Source organism: Bordetella tumbae, from assembly GCF_054780995.1.
Window position 1 is genome coordinate 262,517 of sequence record NZ_BAAGVG010000011.1, and the last position, 17,695, is coordinate 280,211.

General features: G+C 59.5%; 15 protein-coding genes. 7 read left to right on the forward strand and 8 right to left on the reverse strand.

The window, feature by feature from the left end:
- Positions 1 to 12 precede the first annotated feature (12 nt).
- Entirely contained in the window at positions 13 to 1,140 is a 1,128-nt protein-coding gene (locus tag ACYVI2_RS09840; RefSeq protein ID WP_415820897.1) for a mandelate racemase/muconate lactonizing enzyme family protein, read from the forward strand.
- A gap of 23 nt (positions 1,141 to 1,163) precedes the next feature.
- Here ACYVI2_RS09840 and ACYVI2_RS09845 read toward each other — a convergent pair whose 3' ends face one another.
- The 6 genes from ACYVI2_RS09845 to rsmB are packed head-to-tail and all read right to left on the reverse strand — an operon-like array spanning position 1,164 to position 9,078.
- Positions 1,164 to 2,633 carry a TrkH family potassium uptake protein gene (locus ACYVI2_RS09845; RefSeq protein WP_415820898.1) on the reverse strand — a complete coding sequence of 490 codons (1,470 nt, stop codon included), beginning with the start codon at positions 2,631 to 2,633 and terminating at the stop codon, positions 1,164 to 1,166.
- Between the two features lie 59 nt (positions 2,634 to 2,692).
- Positions 2,693 to 4,072 (reverse strand): Trk system potassium transporter TrkA, encoded by a 1,380-nt coding sequence (gene trkA / locus ACYVI2_RS09850; RefSeq protein ID WP_415820899.1) that lies wholly within the window; start codon positions 4,070 to 4,072, stop codon positions 2,693 to 2,695.
- Positions 4,069 to 4,776, reverse strand: a complete 708-nt coding sequence (locus tag ACYVI2_RS09855) for a response regulator (protein ID WP_415820900.1) — start codon at positions 4,774 to 4,776, stop codon at positions 4,069 to 4,071. The genes trkA and ACYVI2_RS09855 overlap by 4 nt, the downstream gene beginning before the upstream one ends.
- Positions 4,777 to 4,787: 11 nt before the next feature.
- The gene (locus tag ACYVI2_RS09860; protein ID WP_415820901.1) at positions 4,788 to 7,109 is read right to left on the reverse strand and encodes a sensor histidine kinase; all 2,322 of its coding nucleotides are present in this window, start codon (positions 7,107 to 7,109) and stop codon (positions 4,788 to 4,790) included.
- Positions 7,106 to 7,684, reverse strand: a complete 579-nt coding sequence (locus tag ACYVI2_RS09865) for a DUF4390 domain-containing protein (protein ID WP_415820902.1) — start codon at positions 7,682 to 7,684, stop codon at positions 7,106 to 7,108. The genes ACYVI2_RS09860 and ACYVI2_RS09865 overlap by 4 nt, the downstream gene beginning before the upstream one ends.
- Positions 7,685 to 7,728: 44 nt before the next feature.
- Positions 7,729 to 9,078 carry a 16S rRNA (cytosine(967)-C(5))-methyltransferase RsmB gene (rsmB, locus tag ACYVI2_RS09870; RefSeq protein WP_415820903.1) on the reverse strand — a complete coding sequence of 450 codons (1,350 nt, stop codon included), beginning with the start codon at positions 9,076 to 9,078 and terminating at the stop codon, positions 7,729 to 7,731.
- A 355-nt stretch (positions 9,079 to 9,433) separates the two neighbouring features.
- Between rsmB and ACYVI2_RS09875 the strand changes: the two genes are divergently transcribed.
- On the forward strand, positions 9,434 to 10,831 hold the full coding sequence (locus tag ACYVI2_RS09875) for an ATP-binding cassette domain-containing protein (protein WP_415820905.1): 1,398 nt from the start codon (positions 9,434 to 9,436) through the stop codon (positions 10,829 to 10,831).
- 45 nt (positions 10,832 to 10,876) lie between these two features.
- Positions 10,877 to 12,202, forward strand: coding sequence for a 30S ribosomal protein S12 methylthiotransferase RimO (gene rimO, locus ACYVI2_RS09880; RefSeq protein ID WP_415820906.1), 1,326 nt, complete (start codon positions 10,877 to 10,879; stop codon positions 12,200 to 12,202).
- Between the two features lie 105 nt (positions 12,203 to 12,307).
- Here rimO and ACYVI2_RS09885 read toward each other — a convergent pair whose 3' ends face one another.
- Both ACYVI2_RS09885 and ACYVI2_RS09890 read right to left on the reverse strand, forming a co-directional pair.
- Entirely contained in the window at positions 12,308 to 13,672 is a 1,365-nt protein-coding gene (locus ACYVI2_RS09885; RefSeq protein ID WP_415820907.1) for a hypothetical protein, read from the reverse strand.
- A 9-nt stretch (positions 13,673 to 13,681) separates the two neighbouring features.
- Positions 13,682 to 14,614 (reverse strand): aKG-HExxH-type peptide beta-hydroxylase, encoded by a 933-nt coding sequence (locus tag ACYVI2_RS09890; protein ID WP_415820908.1) that lies wholly within the window; start codon positions 14,612 to 14,614, stop codon positions 13,682 to 13,684.
- 607 nt (positions 14,615 to 15,221) lie between these two features.
- Between ACYVI2_RS09890 and ACYVI2_RS09895 the strand changes: the two genes are divergently transcribed.
- From ACYVI2_RS09895 to ACYVI2_RS09910, 4 genes are read left to right on the forward strand one after another with little or no spacing between them, the layout of a single operon-like run.
- Positions 15,222 to 15,809: an LOG family protein gene (locus ACYVI2_RS09895; protein ID WP_415820909.1), complete on the forward strand. Its 588-nt coding sequence runs from the start codon at positions 15,222 to 15,224 to the stop codon at positions 15,807 to 15,809.
- A gap of 25 nt (positions 15,810 to 15,834) precedes the next feature.
- Positions 15,835 to 16,422: a hypothetical protein gene (locus ACYVI2_RS09900; protein ID WP_415820910.1), complete on the forward strand. Its 588-nt coding sequence runs from the start codon at positions 15,835 to 15,837 to the stop codon at positions 16,420 to 16,422.
- Positions 16,419 to 17,051, forward strand: coding sequence for an HAD-IA family hydrolase (locus ACYVI2_RS09905; protein ID WP_415820911.1), 633 nt, complete (start codon positions 16,419 to 16,421; stop codon positions 17,049 to 17,051). Before ACYVI2_RS09900 ends, ACYVI2_RS09905 begins: the two co-directional genes overlap by 4 nt.
- A 2-nt stretch (positions 17,052 to 17,053) precedes the next feature.
- Positions 17,054 to 17,680 (forward strand): pyridoxamine 5'-phosphate oxidase family protein, encoded by a 627-nt coding sequence (locus tag ACYVI2_RS09910; RefSeq protein WP_415820912.1) that lies wholly within the window; start codon positions 17,054 to 17,056, stop codon positions 17,678 to 17,680.
- Positions 17,681 to 17,695: the final 15 nt, after the last annotated feature.

Genomic DNA, 17,695 nt, shown 5'->3' on the forward strand with positions numbered 1-17,695 from the left:
GCGACGCACCGGATGACCATTGCCAAAATCGAATGCTGGGTGTTTCGCGCCCCGATTGAACGCCCCGTAGCCGCAGCCGTCGGCACCATGACCAACCGACCCGCCGTGTTCGTACGTGTCAGCGCCACCGACGGCGCCTGGGGTTGGGGTGAGGTGTTTTGCAATTTCCCGACCGTGGGCGCCGAGCACCGCGCGCGCATCATGCGCGAGATCGTCGCCCCGCTGGCCGAAGGCACGCCCAGCGACAGACCGGCCGACACGTGGCGGCAGTTGACACAGCGTGTGCGCCGCATGGCGCTGCAGGCTGGCGAACCGGGTCCTCTGGCACAGGTCATCGCCGCCCTCGACCAGGCACTGTGGGACATGCAGGCCCGGCGCGCTGGCCTGCCTCTATGGCGCTTGCTGGCCGATACACCACAGGCCGACAACCGCGTGCGCCTGTACGCCAGCGGACTGGGGCCCGAGCAAGTTGCCGAGACAGCACTGGCCAAACAGGCGGAAGGCTACACCGCATTCAAATTCAAAGTGGGTTTCCAGCCCGACAAGGACATCGCCGATTTCGAGGCCATACGCGCCGCGCTGGGCCCACGGGCCCAGATCATGATAGACGCCAATCAAGCTTGGGAACCTGAGAACGCAATGCGACGGATCGCCGCGCTAGAACGTTACGAGCCGTACTGGATCGAGGAACCCCTGGCGGCCGACGAACCCTTGGACACGTGGCGCCAACTGGCCGAGAGCACCCCGATTCCATTGGCGGCTGGCGAGAACATCCGTGACCATGCCAACTTCGACGCCGCCATCCAGAATGGACATCTGCGCTTTGTGCAGCCCGACGTGGCCAAATGGGGCGGCATTTCGGGCTGCGTGGCCGTAGCGCGGCGGGCTGAACAGGCGGGCCTGGTATTCTGCCCGCACTGGCTGGGCGGCGGTATCGGGCTGGCAGCATCGATGCATCTGCGCGCCGCCCTGGGGCCAGCCGGATTGGTCGAGGTGGATGCGAATCCGAATCCGCTACGCGAGCAGGTATGTCCGCTGACAAACTTGAACGACGGCTGGCTACATCTGCCGGACACGCCAGGCATAGGAGTGGAACCGGATCTGGCCGCCCTGGCGCGGTATCTCGTCGCCGTCGCGTAGCGGGGGCCTGCGGGGACTACCGATTACTTGCGCCAAAACATTGGGGTAAACAACACCACGACGGTCAGTAATTCCAGCCGACCGATCAACATCGCAAACGTACAGACCCAAGTCTGAAAATCGGTCAGGACTGCGAAATTACCCATGGGCCCCACCGGCCCCAGACCCGGCCCAGTATTGTTGATCGTAGCAAGCACCGCAGAAAAGGCCGTGATCGGCTCCAGGCCCGATACCAGCAACAGACTGGTAAACACACCGATCGACAAACCATAGACCATCATAAAAGCCAACACCGACGCCATCACGCGCTGATTCACCAGACGTCCGCCCATACGAATCGGACTGACGGCATTGGGATGCAGCATGACGACCAATTCGTTACGCGCCTGCTTGGCCAGCAACACGGCGCGAATCATCTTGATTCCCCCGCCCGTCGAGCCGGCAGAGGTGACAAACCCTGACAACAGCAGCATGGTCAAAGGCGCGATCAAGGGCCACGTGGCGTAGTCAACTGTGGCATAACCTGTCGTGGTGGCCACTGAAATCGTGTGGAACATGCCGTAGCGCAACGCCAGCAGCGGATCATGGTAGACACCGCGGAAGTACAAATAAGCGGAAATCACCAGCCCCGCGCCCAACATGATGACCAGATATGGCACCGTTTGCGGACAGACACGATAGGCGCGCAAACTGCCCTGTCGCAAGGCGTTGAAATGGGTCGCGAAATTGATCCCGGCCAAGGTCATGAAAATCATCGACACGATCTCCAGCGGCACCGAGTCGAAATAGGCAAAGCCGGAGTCTTTGGTCGAGAACCCTCCCAGCCCCATCGTGGTGGCCGTGTGGCACCAGGCCTCGAACCACGACAACCCGACGCCGCGATAGGCCACCAGGCACAATATGGACAGCCCGAAATAGACCGCGTAGAGCGCTTTTGCCGTACTGGCAATACGGGGCGTCAAACGCTCGTCTTTCATTGGCCCTGGCGTTTCGGCCCGCACCACCTGATGCCCTCCGACCCCGAGCAGCGGCAAAATCGCCACCGCCAGCACCAGGATGCCCAAACCGCCAATCCAGACCAAGGTGGCACGCCAGAGATTGATCGAAGCCGGCAGATCATCCAGCCCCGTCAACACAGTCGCCCCCGTAGTCGTCAAGCCCGACATAGCCTCGAAATACGCGTCAGTAAACGACAGTGGTATCCCGGCCCGGTCGAAATAGATCAAGAACGGGATCGACGCCAGCAGCGGCAGACTGACCCATACCACCGCCACCAGCAAAAACCCATCTCGAGCATTCAACTCGCTACGCCCGCGCCGCGTGACGAGCCAGACCGCGGCTCCACCCCCAAACGCCAGCAAAAACCCATCCAGAAACGCCGTGAATCCCGCGTCGTCGCCCAAATATGCCACCACCAGCGGCAGCAGCATGGTCAGCGCAAAGACGCCCATGGTCAGGCCCGCGACGTAGAGGGTAGCCAACAAGCGCTTCATAGGCAGTCGCAAACGCTAATGTGAATGGCCGTATGGCGCATGGGTGACGATATCCGAGATCAGAAGAAAGACGCCGAAACCTGGAACAGTTTTTCAACGCGCGGCATCATCTGGCGCGAGGGTACAAAGACAATGACATGGTCGTCCGTCTCGATGACCGTATCGTCGTCCGGCATCAAAATCTCGTCACCGCGCGCCAACGCACCAATGCTGGCCCCTTTGGGCAAACGGATATTTCCAACGGCGCGCCCCACGACCTTGGAACTGCTGCGGTCGCCATGGGCAATGACCTCAATCGCCTCAGCCACACCCTGGCGCAACCGGTGCGCGACCACAATGTCGCCACGGCGGACGTGCCGCAGCAACTCGCTCATGGTGGCTTGCGCCGGCGATACCGCAATATCGATATGGCTGCCCTGCATCAACTCGCCATAGGCTGGGCGGTTGATCAGCGCGATCACCTTGCGCGCACCCAGACGCTTGGCGAGCAACGACGACATGATGTTGTCTTCGTCATCACTGGTCAGCGCCAGCCAGGTGTCCATATCGCCGATGTTTTCTTGCTCGAGGAGCTCCTCGTCGGTGCCGCTGCCATGCAGCACCAGCACGCTGCTGGGCAACTCGGCCACCAGGTATTCACAGCGTTTTTCGTTGTGCTCGATAATGCGCACGCTGTAATTTTCCTCGGCCAGTTGACGCGCCAGCCGCAGACCGATGTTGCCGCCGCCCGCAATCATGACGCGGCGCACAGACTTTTCCGCCTCGCGCAGCTGCCGAACAGCACGGCGGGCATGCCGGGAATCGACTACCAGCACGACCTCATCGCCCGGCGCGATAACGGTCCCTCGGTCAGCCTGCAGGGGCCGGCCATCGCGCACTACGTCCACCACGCGGGCCGCTACATCGGGCCATACCTCGCGCAACTGTGCAATCGGATGATGTGCCATCGGGCTGCCATGCCCGACACGCACCGTGACTACGCTGATGCGCCCATCCGCAAATTCGACGACCTGCAAGGCCTCGGGAAACTCGATCAAGCTATGCAAATACGCAGTGACACTGCGTTCGGGGCTGATCAGCGCGTCGATACAGAAGCCCTCCTCCCCCATGAGCTCGGGCTGGTCCTCGAAATCCGGCATGCGGATACGGGCAATGCGACGCGGCACATTGAACAACTGTCGAGTGATCTTGCAGCCGACCATATTGGCCGCATCGGAAGCGGAACAGGCCACAAACAGATCGGCATCCTCAGCCCCTGCGGCCTCCAGCACGGCCACCTGGGTCCCATCGCCGTGCACCACGCGCAGGTCGAAGCGATCCTGCAGATAGCGCAGTTGATCGACATTCGTGTCGATCACCGTGATGTCGTTCTGCTCGGACACCAGATTTTCGGCCACGCTGGTCCCGACGCGGCCTGCCCCCATGATGAGGATCTTCATGTGCCGCGTTTACGTGCCGACTCGATGCCCAATTGCTTGAGCTTGCGATACAAGTGAGTGCGCTCGAGACCGGTACGTTCGGACACGCGCGTCATGCTGTGATTTTCACGAACCAGATGATATTCAAAATAAATGCGCTCGAACTCGTCGCGCGCCTCGCGCAGCGGCTGATCCAGTGCAATGCTGCCCAGTTTGCCACTGGAGGCGGGGGGCGCCTCGGCCAAGGGTGGCAGGCTGGTCACAGACGTCAGTGCCGACGGCGGGTCCAGCTCGTCCTCCAGCGGCACCACCGGCGTCACCGCGCTCAGGGGCGTCGTCACGGCGGAAGGATGCGAGGTGCGGCCACGCGCCAAGCCTGCTGCGATCGTTTTGAGCAAACGCTGCAAGGTGATGGGCTTTTCGAGAAAATCCATGGCACCGATACGCGTTGCCTCGACGGCGGTATCGATCGTGGCATGGCCGCTCATCATGATGACAGGCATGTCCAACAGCCCTTGTGAGCCCCACTCCTTGAGCAGGCTCACGCCGTCGGTATCCGGCATCCAGATGTCCAACAGCACCAGATCCGGACGCATGCGCAGCCGTGCGGCACGTGCTTGCGCCGCGTTTTCGGCTAATTCGACCGTGTGCCCTTCGTCGTAAAGAATCTCGGACAAAAGTTCACGAATGCCAACTTCGTCGTCAACCACCAGAATTCTGGCCATAAACCTTCCACCTATTGCGTAGCCGCATTATCCTGTTCTTGCGCAGCCGCGTCCATAGCCGCGGCCTTGGGGGCCACTCGGGTCAATAATATCGAAACCCGCGCCCCTCCTTCCTTGCGGTTGCCCAGATCGATCTTCCCACCATGCTCTTCCACGATCTTGCGCACAATTGCCAATCCTAACCCAGTCCCGTGAGCCTTGGTGGTGACATACGGTTCAAAAGCCCGCTGCATGACTTTATGCGAAAACCCCTGACCGGTATCAGCGACCGTAAAACGTACCGCAGATTGCGTGGCGCCATTGGACTCTCCCATCAGTTGCGTCGTCACCTGTACACGTCCGTCAGCTCCCTGCTCTGCAATGGCATCCCGCGCATTCGACAGCAAATTATGAATGACTTGGCGCAGCTGAGTGGGATCCCCCTCGATATGCGGCAAGCCAGGCTCCAGCGAGACATCCAGGTTCAGGGCCGGCGCCAGGGCGCGTCCCGGGGCCGAATGTTTCTCTCCCGGATCCCAACCATACAACGCCAGCACATCTGCCACCAAGGCATTGAAGTCGATAGTTTGCATCACAGCAGGAGGCGTGCGGGCATATTCGCGGAAATCGTCCACCATCTGCTTGAGCGAGCCCACCTGATTCACAATGGTATTCGTCGATCGCTCGAGCATCTGCCGATCCGCCGGTTGCAGGCGGTCGGCGAGTTTCATGGCCAGGCGTTCGGCTGACAGCTGGATCGGGGTCAACGGATTTTTGATTTCGTGTGCCAAACGGCGGGCTACCTCCCCCCACGCTACCGTGCGGTTGGCCGAGATCACCTCGGTAATGTCGTCAAACACCACCAGATAGCCATTGCCACGCCCATCCACCCGCAAATGTGTGCCTCGCGCCAACAGGGTCAATATTTGCGCAGACTCGTTCGAGTCTGCCGACGGCGCCAGGGAAATCTCGAACTGTTGTTGCCAATGCAGACGCTCGGACCCCACCGCCGCGTGCTGGGCAAAGGCCTGGCGTACGATCTGGATGAACTCCAGCATGCCATCGACCGTTTCCAGCGGCCGCCCGATGACCGAACGCAAATCGGCCTGCAAAATGGATTGTGCGCCCTGATTCACGGTCGTCACGCGAAAGCTTTCGTCAAATACCAGCACGCCCGACGACAGGTTCGACAGCACGCTTTCCAGATAGACGTTTGAACGCTCCAGTTGGCGGCGATTGCTCTCGACCATATGGCGCGCCTCGTCCAGCTGACGGGTCATCGCATTGAAAGAACGCGTCAATTGCCCTACCTCGTCGCGCTCGGGAGGCTCCGGCAGCGGACGATAATCGCCCACCCCCACCGCCTGAGTCCCCGCTGCCAAACGCAGCAGCGGCCGCACCAGCCGCTTGGACAGCGACAAGGCCACGGCAATCGCGGCGAACACGGCCAGCAACAACGCCAAGGTCAAGGTAATGCCATAGAGCTTGCGCAACCCCAGCCGCGACAGCGCGAGTTCCTGATAATCGCGAAATCCCTGCTGCACCCGGTTGGCGTTATCCGCAATCTGCTCGGGCACTGGCTGCAGCAGCTGCAACCAGCGCGGCTCGGAAGGCGGCGACATCAAGGTATCGAAACGCTGAGGCGTCGTCAGCGGGATGACCACGCGCAATGTCAGGCTGTCTTTGCCGCCTGCCAGACTGGCGTCATCGGCCTCGGCAGCGGAATACCCTCGCCCCAGCCGTAGCTGGTTCAACACCGATGCAGGCGGGATTTCCGGCAACAATTGGCCGTACTGATCGGTGGAAAAAGCCACCAGGCGGCCGCCACCGGTAAACACCATCACATCCTGCACCCCGCTGGACTCGCGCAAGCGAGTCAGCGCCAACGGGATGTCGCGATCAGGGGTATTGTTCAATTCCGACGCCATGGACCGCGCCTTGGCATCCAGATCGGCCAGAGATGAATCCAGCGCAGCGCGCCCCAGGTTCAGGCCGGACTCCAGCGCGCTATCGACACGGACATTGAACCAGGACTCAATGGACCTGGACATGAACTGCACCGATACGATGTAGATCAACGCCCCTGGAACCACCCCGATCAGCGCAAAGGCCAAGGCAAAGCGAGCCGTCAGCCGCGCGCCGAACTGGCGGCGGCGGATCTGCCGCACCAGCCGCGTCGTCAACGCCACCACCCAGACAAACAAGGCCAGGGCGAAGACACCGTTCAACACCAGCAAAATATCGTAGTAGCGGGCAAACCGCGACGCGTTGCCGGTCGACCAGGCCAGCAGGCCCAACAATGCCAGCCCGCTGATGGCCCCGATGATCAGCGCGATGCGCAGCAGCATTCTCATGACGGATCCCGAGGCTTGGCCAATTCGAACGAAAAACCCGTCCAAGGCGTTCCCAGGCTCCAGGAACTGCTATTGAGCGCATTGACCTGGAAGGGACGCGTCAACTGCGATGTATCCAGCCGCAGCCGCAACTGCCCTTGATACGACACCTCATAATCGAGCTCCGAGACATCGATCAAGACCCAATGGCGAATATGGCGCACCATGTCCATGGCCTCATCCAGCGAAGACACGGGCCAACTCAGCGAATCCGTTCCGACACGCCATTGACGGGTCAGCGCGTTATAGATCACCCGCCAGGTCCGGCTGGTGTCGACCACCGTCTCGTCAAACCACCACCACCGATCCCGGCTGATCACAATATCGGCCGTGAAATACAGAGGCAGCCCGCGTTCGGCAGCGTCGCGCAACTGCTCGTTCAGCCGGACATCGATTTCGGCATCGATTTCCAGTTTCCCGTCACGAATGGCGGGTTCAATACGAGCTACCGTAGGCTCACTGGCGTACGCCGGCCCGGCACCCAATGGTGTCATCAAAAATAACAGCAAGAACGCACAAAATAAGCGAGAAATCATCGATATTCGTAACCTGATCGCATCCTACGGCTATTCTTGGCGATTCAAGACTGCTTGGCAAACAGCGCATAGAAAAAACCGTCGTGTTGGGCCTGAGGTGTTGCGCCGACCGCAACAGGCAGCAGTTGCCCCGGAGCGTCCTGGCGCTGCGCATCCGCGTGGCGCCGGGCAAAAGCCTGGGCCTGGCGCTCGCCTTCCTCAGGAAAAACCGAACAGGTGACATATAGCAGCCGTCCTCCGGGGGCCACCGTGCGCCACAGTGCATCCACGATACGTGCCTGTAACGCCGCCGTGCGCGCCACGTCGGGTGCACGGCGCAGCCAGCGGATGTCGGGGTGGCGCCGCACGATACCTGAGGCCGTGCAAGGCACATCGGCCAACACGGCGTCAAACGGCCGGCCGTCCCACCAGGCATCCAGGTCTGCCGCATCGGCCGCGGCCAGGGCCACCCGATCCGAACGCAAGCCCAATCGGTCCAGATTCTGTCCCACACGCGTCAGGCGCCCTGCATCGGAATCCAGCGCCAGCAACTCCACATCGGCGTTTTCCAACAAATGCGCCGTCTTGCCGCCAGGTGCCGCGCAGGCATCCAGTACGCGCTCGCCGGCGCGCACAGCTAGCAGCACAGCAGCTTGTTGCGCGGCAGCGTCCTGCACCGACCACCAGCCTTCGGCAAACCCGGGTAATTGGGTCACAGGCCGGGCTTCGGCCAGCACCAGACCAGCCTGCCCCACGGGTTGGGCCTCAACGCCCGCGGCCTGGAACGCGTCTCGTACCTGGTCGCGGCTAGCGCGCCGCGTGTTGACTCGCACCGTCAACGGTGCGGGAACACTCGCCGCCGTCAGGATGTCCTGCCATTGGTCTGGATATGCCTGCCGCAGCCGCTCCACCCACCAGCGCGGGTGATTCCAGCGCGCCTCGGGCAAGTCAGCCACCGCCGCCTCGATGGCGTCGCGTTCACGCAAAAAACGGCGCAGGCAGGCATTGAGCAGCCCCTTATAGGCAGTCAGACTGCGCTGGCTGGCCGCCGCGGTCACGGCCTGATTCACCACCGTATGCGGGGCATACACCGGCATACCCGGTAACGCCTCGACCTCTCCGGCCACCTTCAACAAAGACAACGACACGTTCAACAGCGCATCAAACTGCGTGGCGGGCGAACGCTGCACCAAACCGCTGCCGATCGCGCTGGCCCAGCCCAGCTGGCGCATGGCATGAAAAGACACCGCCTGCGTGGCGGGCCGCAACGGCGCTGGCACAGCAGCGAGCGCCTCCGTCAGCGAGCGTCCCTCCATCACGGCACGCACCGCGCCCGCCGCGGCTAACAACACCACCGACAACGCCGGCCGGGCGGGTTGCGATTCAGGAACATCAAGAGAAGCAGGGGAAACCATGTGGATCATCAATGACTATGCAATCCCGCTATGGTAGCCGCTGACAGGCAAGCGCATCAGGGATAGAACTATTTAGGGACAGATTAAACCACGCAAATCATCGGACGAAACAGGAGAAATGCCAGCCATCAGGGCCTGCAACGTCCTTTAGTCCGAAAGGCCGCTCAATATCGAGCCGGTTAAAAGCTCGCCGTCCTTTCTCACTTTCAATACGGATCACTGCAAGACGATACGGCGAACTTGTCATACGGGAGAACCGCGATGCAATACTTGAGTCCGGATGGCGTGGTCGACGGCGAGATCGCGGCATTCGGCGGCGACGATATGTACCGAACCGTGGCATGAGGGCCGACCAATGACACGCCTGTCAGCACGGCCCTTGACGTGGATATTTGCCGACCCGGCGGCCATGCTCACTGTCGTACTAGTGGCGTTACATCAGTCTCTCATCGCCTCGTCCGCTTATTTTCTGACGCAAACCATCATCAGCTATCAGGAAGAACAGGCGCTAAAAGAATATCTCGCGCTGTACTTGCTCTCGATCATCCTTCCGTTCATTCCCGGGTACCTGTCATTTATGACGATGCAGCGCTGGATCAACGCCATACACCGGAAATTCACACTGGCCATGACATCAACGATCTATGGCAACCTGGACGAATACCGATCGATTGAACGCAAGTCGGCATTCGAATCCACGATCTGTAGAAACGCCTTCGACGTGATCTCGTCGTATGCCATGTTGTCGCACGATCTTCTGAGCCTGACACTGAATAGTGTGCTGAGCGTCGCGGTGATTAGCATGATCCTGCCGCCCGAGATTGCACTGGGCTACGGCATCAGCCTGGCGCTCAGCACGGCAATGGTTTGCTTCCTTGCCAAAGGAACGCGAAAGCTATCCGTCGACACCGGACGGCGATACGCGGGTTACGGCAATACTTTGCACAAGGCCTGGGACAACGCGGTGCTCGGTAACGCTTACAACTATCACTTGTGGATGGCCGAGTTCCGCGCCACTGGTGCCTCGTACTATTCCTCGTCCCAGCGGCTCACCACGTACAAACAGCTCGGGAACATCGCCATCGCGTCAGCGGCTCTCATCCCGACCGCCTATCTCGTATATCACCTGCTCGTGATCGAACAGATAGAGGCCGCCATCATTGCGGCGATCATCGTCAACCTGACGCGGATATTCCATATTCTCAATTCCTTGGGCAGGTTGATATATGAACTGTTCGAGTGGGCCAGTGCATCTGCCCGGCTGCGCTATCTCTGGGCTTTTCTATTACCGGCTGCCACCGCGCCATTGCCTCAGACCCCTGCGGGGACAATCACCCTCAACGGCGAGCCAATCAGCGACTATCAGACAGTGCGAGAGATGCTGCGTCGCCATCGCTTCGGCAGAATGACCCTGCGCGGCGCAAATGGCGCCGGCAAATCCACGCTTCTGCTGTCGATCAAACATGCGTTTGCGCAACAGGCCCATTTGCTGCCCGCCGGTGACAATCCTCTCTGTTGGCGTTTCAAGCACAGCAACATATCGGCAGGACAACGGACCCGCGCCATCATCGACGAGATCCTGCAACAGGGCTCGGACATCCAGTATCTCTTGCTCGATGAATGGGACGCGAACCTGGATGAAGCCAATCGGAAGCTCATCGATCAACGATTGGACACCCTCAGCAAAGAACGCGTCGTTGTCGAAGTCAGGCGTCAGGAATCCGCCGGCCTGCGCCCAGCCAAAGAGCCTTAAGCCGTTGTAAACTATAGGGTTATATTCACAAATCGGAATTCCAACATGGAAACCAAGCGGGCACCCAGCATAGCGATGGTCTCTTTAGGGTGTCCAAAAGCCCTGGTCGACTCTGAGCGCATCCTGACCCAACTGCGCACAGAGGGTTATCAGGTCTCACCCGAGTACAACAACGCCGACGTCGTCGTGGTCAACACCTGTGGTTTCATCGACAGCGCCAAAGCCGAGTCCCTGGAGGCCATCGGCGAAGCCATCGCCGAAAACGGCAAAGTCATTGTCACCGGCTGTATGGGCGTCGAGGAATCCGTCATTCGCGACGTGCACCCCAGCGTGCTGGCCGTGACCGGACCTCAGCAATACGAAGAAGTCGTACGCGCCGTGCATCAGGCCGCACCGCCCAAGACCGATCACGATCCCTACATCGACCTGGTGCCACCGCAGGGCATCAAGCTCACACCGCGCCATTACGCCTATCTGAAGATCTCCGAGGGCTGTAATCACCGCTGCAGCTTCTGCATCATTCCGTCCATGCGTGGCGATCTGGTCAGCCGGCCCGTGGGCGACGTGTTGAGCGAGGCCGAGCGCCTGGTCAAGGCCGGCGTCAAAGAGTTGCTGGTCATCTCGCAAGACACCAGTGCCTACGGCGTGGATATCAAATATCGCAGCGGTTTCTGGAACGGCCGGCCCGTGAAAACGCGCATGACCGAGCTCTGTACGGCCTTGTCCGAACTCGGCGTCTGGACGCGCCTGCATTATGTGTACCCCTATCCGCACGTGGACGAGGTCATCCCGCTGATGGCACAGGGCAAAATCCTGCCCTACCTGGATATCCCGTTCCAACACGCCAGCCCGCGTGTGCTAAAGGCCATGAAACGCCCGGCGTTCGAGGACAAGACCCTGGCGCGTATCAAACGCTGGCGTGAAGAATGCCCCGATCTGACGTTGCGCTCGACCTTCATCGTGGGATTCCCGGGCGAAACCGAAGAAGACTTCCAATACCTGTTGGACTGGATGAGCGAAGCCCAATTGGATCGCGTCGGCTGTTTCCAATATTCCCCGGTCAACGGCGCCCCTGCCAATGATCTGGCCAACCCCGTTCCCGACGAGGTCAAACAAGAGCGCTGGGATCGTTTCATGGCGCACCAACAGGCGATTTCGGCCGCCCGCCTGCAAACCCGCGTCGGACGCGAGATCGACGTGTTGATCGACGAGATCGCAGCCGACGGCGCCATCGGCCGTTCCAGCGCCGATGCCCCGGAGATCGACGGCAACGTCTACGTCAACACCGATCGCAAACTGCGTCCGGGCGACCTGGTGCGCGTGCGCGTGACCGACGCAGACGAATACGATCTGCACGGCGATCTTATCTGAGCCGAGGCGACACGGGACCGGCTTTTACGGGCTAACACGTTAGTTGGTGGGCAGGCGCAAGGCCTGCCCACGCCTACGCCAATGCGGGCCCAGCCTCGCCTGGACCTAATGCCTCACCTCGATCACGACCTTGTCGTGGCTGAGGCGCTCTAACAATTCGTCGATACAACTTCGGTTGTCCTGATCCAGGTTCGCGTCCCATTCATCGAGCAAGAGGTACTGAATGTCCGCACCTTGCTTCAGCAGTTCGTCGATGATCGCGCGGGCCCGCTGCCCCGTCGACATCGCGTCGCGCCGCCCAAGACGCCAACAGAGCTGATTGTTTCCCGCGGGCAACAAATGGGCTTTATGTGGGAAAGCCTGCTTGATCGACAACAAGAGCGTGGACTTGCCCGAGCCATTTTCACCCCGTATTGTCACTCTGCCGCATGTGCGATGACGTAACGCCTCCCGCACCGCCAGATAGTCAGTAATCAGTTCGCCGTTCACGCTCACATTCCCCGAGGGCGATTGAGGGATATCGGCAACGGCAGCCGGCGTCAGGAAAGCAAAAAGATAGCGCAGACGGGCAGACGCGGACGCCCACTCGACAATCTCGTAAATCAGCGCACTCAGTGCATTGAGAATGTGAAAGATCCGCGTCAAATTCACAATGATCGCCGCCACGACGGCGGCCTCTATTTTTTCAAGCACCAGCAGGTGATACACCAGATAGGCCGTCGGAATCAGAGACGCGAAGGCAATCCCGACGTTGCCAGCTTGTTTGCAGGCGGTGAGCCGCAGAGAGCTTGAATAGTAGCTGGCCCCGTCGGCCTTGAACTCGTCCAGCCACAGACGATAGTTGTAGGCATTTCCGACCACGGCATTGTCCCAGGCTTTGCCCAAGGTATTGCCGTAATCTGCATGCCGCCGCTCTACGTCGACAGACAGTTTTTGCACGGCCTTGGTCAGCGCATAGACCATTCCAACGCTGAGCGTCAAACTAACGAAGTATCCCAGTACGATCTCAGACGGCAGAATCAACCCTATGACAGCAAGACTCAGGATACTGTTGAGTGCGAGACTGAGAAAATCATGCGACAACAAGATATACGATGAGATCACGTCGAATGAGTTTCTCGAGATGGCTGACTCGAATGCCGACTTGCTTTCCGTCGACCGGTACTCATTGAGGTTGCCATAGGCGGCCGACGCCATGGCCAATGTGAATTTCCGATGCACAGCATTTGTCCAGCGCTCCGCCATGACAAAGGAAAGCGCACCGGGGATAAATGGAAGAATCATCGAAAGAAAATACAAGACCAGATATACACCAACCTCTGTGCCCTGCTGGTAACCAGTGATCGTTTGCGTCAGGAAATACGCAGACGACGCGATGAGAGACTGATGCACCACCACCAGCATAAACGTGAGAAAGGCTGCACGATCAAAAAAAATCCGTGTGGAAGCTCGAGTAGACGAAAGGCTCATTGTTAATCTTTATGTTGTTCGATACTTGCAAAGGCGGTCGGACTCCACAATGTCTCGAGCACCGGACAGCAGCGCTTTCGTGCGAGAGGACACTGACGTAATCCCTGCACGCTCTTGTCGGTCGATCACCTGCTCCACAGAATCCAGTGAGGCAACCAGTTGCGCCAGGATTCTCGGCGTCGGAGGATGAACAAGCGGCGCCGATGGATGTCCGATGAATTTTTCGCGAAACATCACGATCTCGGCGGCGACCACAATGCTATGAATCACTTTGTCCAGGGGACGAGCGATTTTCAAGATGGCTGACTGCGCCCAGCTATCGGGGCTCATGAGCGCGCGGTGATCGTAGTGTCCATACCGATACTCGTCGATGAACATCGCATGATGCGTCAGTTCGTGCACGATAAACTCCACCACGTCAGGTATCCGATGGGTAATCTTGGGATTTGCCCATATCACGCCGATGGCAGAGGACGTGCTTCCACCACTAGCCTCTTTGGACGGCATCAAAAATATATCGGTGATCAAGAAATCGAATAGGCACTTGTGCTCAGAGGACAGAACACCTAGACATTCGATAGCAGAGCCCAGCAGAACCGCTTTCTTTTCCACGAGCGGATCTGGTTCCCTGGCAATGACCTCGGCCTGATTCTTGTCGTCCAAGACCGTCAAATCGTCATCGGACAGCAGGCGGCTGAATTCGCTCGCCTGGTCATGGTCGAACACGATGTGTGTTTCCCGGTATTTACCCTTGCTTTTTCTGCCCTGCAGCGCCTCTAATGCTCCGATGTAACACGTCGAAAGTGTTTGTTCATCCTGCACTTGGCTTGTATCCAATCCGGCTTTTTCAATGAAAACGAGCAGATTTTCTATATGAACATCGAGCGGCGCCTGGGCAATCATCTCTATACTTTTTCTCTGAAAAACCAGAATAGCGCGCACGAATGCGCGCGCCGATAATGCGTTGACAATCAGTCCGTCAGCATCATGTCGTCGTAAGAGATCATGCGATAACGCGGATGAGGCCCTGGGCCCATGGGCATGGGTTTCATAGCCTCGACAGAACATTGTTGCGCCAGGAGGAAATCGCTCTGGCACCTGTTGGCTCGGCCACCGGCCTTTTGGGCGATCTGGAATGTCTTCTCTCTGATCATTTCATTCAGACTTGCAGCTAGCATCACTACCCTCCAGGTAAGGAAATTTGCTGCACCCTTGTGCAGCAAGGCTGCAGAGTAGACACCTGAAACCCTCATATGCCATCTCAAAGCACGGCATGCAGGCGCATTTCAGACGAGAAGAAGATCCTCTCCACTCGCAACGACATGTCCTCCCATAGACATACCAATGCCGTCCGCGACAGCGAGTTACGGTTCAATCCAACGGTCCCGGTCCCGGCTTTCGGTCCGAATTTCTCCTGGCGAATGGGCCCGTCCCTACCCTGGCCGACCGCCCCTGACCGGGCCTTGCCGCCAACTTGCGTAAACTAGAGACCCAGTATCAGCTTTTCCGGGTAGTTTCGTCCTGCCCTCATTCGACCCGTTTTTTGACTATGACCATCAAGAATCTCTGCGTTTACTGTGGTTCCAATGCCGGCAGCCGGCCTGATTATGTCGAGGGCGCACGCGCGCTGGCGCATGAGCTGGTCAGCCGCGATATCGGGCTGGTCTATGGCGGCGCAAGCGTGGGCATCATGGGCGCCGTGGCCGACGCCGTCCTCGCCGAAGGCGGCCGCGTCATCGGCATCATCCCCGAGGGCCTGCTGCGTAAAGAAATCGGCCATAACAACTTGACCGAGCTCCATGTCGTCGCGTCGATGCACGAACGCAAGACCATGATGGCCGAGCGCTCGGACGGTTTTATCGCCTTGCCCGGCGGCGCGGGCACCCTGGAAGAAATCTTCGAGACCTGGACGTGGGCTCAACTGGGCATGCATCAAAAGCCCTGCGGCCTGCTGAACATTGCCGGCTACTACGATCAACTGGCCGGCTTTCTGAACCACGCGGCGCAAGAATCCTTCATTCGAGCCGAACACCGCGCCATGCTGATCGTCGAAAACCAGCCTGCTGACCTGCTGGATCGCTATGCCGCCTACACGCCGCCTACGGTCTCCAAATGGATAGATCCGGGCGAGCATTGATCGGACCGCTCACCACGTACTCGCCATGTCTACTGCCCACGCACCTGCACTCAATACCGCATCGGTGATGCGGAATTACCTGCATGCCAAAGACGAAAACCGTCCCGTCTACATGGCTCGGGCATTTACCAACGATGCCGTACTGAAAATGACGCTGCGTACTCAGGCGATCGCCTTTCCGCCTGAGTCTCATGGCCTGGACGCCATCACCGAGACACTCGTACGCGCGTTTGGCCAGACCTACGAGAACGTATTCACCTTTTACCTCGCGCATCCTGGCGAGGAAGCCATCCTGGATACCTACGCATGCGATTGGTTTGTCGGCATGGCCGAAAAAGCGACCGGCCAGGTTCGTGTCGGTTGCGGCCGCTATGACTGGGAATTCCAGACCGAGCCTCACTTGGCCCGCCGCCTGACCATCACGATTGAGACCATGTTGAACTTGCCGTCGGACACGGCCCCGGCGATTTTCAACTGGCTCACCGCGCTGCCCTATCCCTGGACGGATCCGCAACGCGTGGTACAAGCTGCACCACCCATCGAGGCTCTGGCGCCGGTCATGCATTGGATCCGCCGCGACCATATCGTAGATCCCACCGGTGGCACCGCTTGAAATACGATCTCGCCGCCTTTGATTTCGACGGCACGCTCGCCAACACCTGGCCCTGGTTCGAATCCATCCTTGACGACGTCGCAGACAAATACGGCTTTCGGAAAACCAATGCCGCCGAGCGCGCCGAACTGCGATATCGCAACGCCCACGAAATTCTGAAATTCCTCGGTGTGCCGCTCTGGAAACTGCCCGCCATCATGGCGCACGTACGCCAGATGATGCGCGACGTGGCACCCACGGTACAGCTATTCGACGGCATGGCCGAAGCCCTGACACGCCTGCGCGCCAGCGGCTTGCGCATGATGGTGCTGAGCTCCAACTCCAAAGCCAATGTCCAGCGTGTGCTGGGCCCGCAAGCCGAACAGTGGTTCGACGATTTTGAATGCGGCACCGACATGTTTGGCAAAGCAGCCAAACTCAAAAGGTTATTGGCACGCCACAACGTCGCGCCGCAACGCTGCATCCTGGTGGGCGACGAAATGCGTGACATCGACGCTGCCCGCAAAGCGGGCGTACACGTCGCAAGCGTAGCCTGGGGTTATAACCATGTCGACGCACTGCGCGAACATCATCCCGACGACATCATCCTGACCGTCTCCGACCTACCAGCCAAACTGACCCTAGCGTGATCATGGAACTCAACGACGACTACCGCATCACCGATCTGGACGCCCTGCAAACGCTGTATGGCCAGCCGGCCGGCGCCTCGCTCATCAAGGAAGTGGATCACGTGCACCCGCACTACCGCACTTTTATCGAGGCGGCGCCATTCGCGATCCTGGCAACATCCGGTCCCGAGGGGCTGGACGCTTCGCCACGCGGCGATCCCGCCGGTTTTGTGACGGTAGCCGACGACAAGACCCTGTTGATTCCAGATCGACGCGGCAACAATCGCATCGACAGTCTGCGCAATATCCTGGCAGATCCGCGCGTAGCATTGCTGTTTCTGGTCCCAGGCGTTGGCGAAACCTTGAGAGTCAACGGCCGCGCCAGCATCAGCACGGACCCCGAGCTATTGGCGCGCTTCGCGATGAATGACAAGCCCCCTCGATCGGTCTTGGTCATACACGTCGAGACTGTGTTTTTTCAGTGTTCGCGCGCGATTTTGCGGTCCGGACTCTGGGACGCGGCCAAGCAGGTGGACCGCAGCAGCCTGCCCAGCGTGGGGCGAATGCTGGCCGATATCAGTGCAGGCACGTTTGACGGCGTGACGTATGACCGGGAATTACCGGAGCGGGTGCGCAACACGCTGTATTAGGCTGCGGGGAAACCT

Excerpts from the sequence above, each read along its gene's own strand:
- ACYVI2_RS09885 (WP_415820907.1), bottom strand. The coding sequence starts at position 13,672 with ATGAGCCTTTCGTCTACTCGAGCTTCCACACGGATTTTTTTTGATCGT.
- rimO (WP_415820906.1), top strand. The coding sequence starts at position 10,877 with ATGGAAACCAAGCGGGCACCCAGCATAGCGATGGTCTCTTTAGGGTGT.
- ACYVI2_RS09840 (WP_415820897.1), top strand. The coding sequence starts at position 13 with ATGACCATTGCCAAAATCGAATGCTGGGTGTTTCGCGCCCCGATTGAA.
- ACYVI2_RS09865 (WP_415820902.1), bottom strand. The coding sequence starts at position 7,684 with ATGATTTCTCGCTTATTTTGTGCGTTCTTGCTGTTATTTTTGATGACA.
- ACYVI2_RS09855 (WP_415820900.1), bottom strand. The coding sequence starts at position 4,776 with ATGGCCAGAATTCTGGTGGTTGACGACGAAGTTGGCATTCGTGAACTT.
- ACYVI2_RS09895 (WP_415820909.1), top strand. The coding sequence starts at position 15,222 with ATGACCATCAAGAATCTCTGCGTTTACTGTGGTTCCAATGCCGGCAGC.
- ACYVI2_RS09845 (WP_415820898.1), bottom strand. The coding sequence starts at position 2,633 with ATGAAGCGCTTGTTGGCTACCCTCTACGTCGCGGGCCTGACCATGGGC.
- ACYVI2_RS09910 (WP_415820912.1), top strand. The coding sequence starts at position 17,054 with ATGGAACTCAACGACGACTACCGCATCACCGATCTGGACGCCCTGCAA.
- trkA (WP_415820899.1), bottom strand. The coding sequence starts at position 4,072 with ATGAAGATCCTCATCATGGGGGCAGGCCGCGTCGGGACCAGCGTGGCC.
- ACYVI2_RS09900 (WP_415820910.1), top strand. The coding sequence starts at position 15,835 with ATGTCTACTGCCCACGCACCTGCACTCAATACCGCATCGGTGATGCGG.
- ACYVI2_RS09875 (WP_415820905.1), top strand. The coding sequence starts at position 9,434 with ATGACACGCCTGTCAGCACGGCCCTTGACGTGGATATTTGCCGACCCG.
- rsmB (WP_415820903.1), bottom strand. The coding sequence starts at position 9,078 with ATGGTTTCCCCTGCTTCTCTTGATGTTCCTGAATCGCAACCCGCCCGG.
- ACYVI2_RS09860 (WP_415820901.1), bottom strand. The coding sequence starts at position 7,109 with ATGAGAATGCTGCTGCGCATCGCGCTGATCATCGGGGCCATCAGCGGG.